Source organism: Oleiphilus sp. HI0079 (assembly GCF_001635105.1).
Genome location: NZ_LWFT01000346.1, coordinates 1 through 856 on the forward strand (window position 1 = coordinate 1; position 856 = coordinate 856).

The 856-nt window shown below is 48.4% G+C and carries 1 protein-coding gene; it reads right to left on the minus strand.

Annotated elements, in window-relative coordinates; translation table 11 throughout:
- Positions 1-5: 5 nt before the first annotated feature.
- A partial coding sequence (locus A3750_RS04685) for a CTP synthase (protein ID WP_082873198.1) occupies positions 6-856 on the minus strand: 851 nt, incomplete at its 5' end.

Consider the following 856-nt stretch of genomic DNA (forward strand, 5'->3'; position numbering starts at 1 on the left):
ATTGCCTATTTAGCCTTGTTTTTCATTGCCGCTTTCACAAAGCCTTCAAAAAGACCATGACCGTCTCGTGGCGTCGATGTAAATTCAGGGTGGAACTGACAAGCCACGAACCAAGGATGATCTGGCACTTCCACAACCTCGACCAAAGCCCCGTCAGAAGAACGACCAGATACAATCAGCCCCGCATCTTTTAGCTTAGGAAGAAGATTATTGTTCACCTCGTAACGATGACGGTGACGCTCATTCACACGCGCTTTTCCATACGCATTAGCCGCATTTGAACCCGGCTCTAAATGACACTCTTGAGAACCCAGGCGCATGGTTCCACCCAAATCAGAAGAATCAGAACGCTGCTCAACTGCACCACTCTGGTCCTTCCACTCCGTGATTAAACCGACAACGGGGTAATCACTCTTAGCATCAAACTCGGTACTATTTGCACCATCGAGGCCCGCGACGTGTCGCGCAAACTCAATAACAGCCACCTGCATGCCAAGNCAAATCCCCAGGTAAGGGACTTTGTTCTCGCGCGCGTATTTCACTGTCTGAATCTTGCCTTCTACACCTCGATTTCCAAAACCGCCAGGCACCAGAATGGCATCAACATCTTCAAGCTGCTTAGTGCCTTCATCAATAATGGTGTCTGAATCAACGTAGCGAATCTTCACTTTTGTTCGGTTTCTTAAACCTGCATGCTTCAGTGACTCGATGAGGGACTTATACGCATCAAGCAATTCCATGTATTTGCCGACCATGGCAATCGTCACTTCGTGCTCTGGGTTTGCTTCAGCTTCAACCACCTCGTCCCATTCGCTCAAATCTGCTTGCTCACATTCAAGGTTAAAGCGCTCACAAA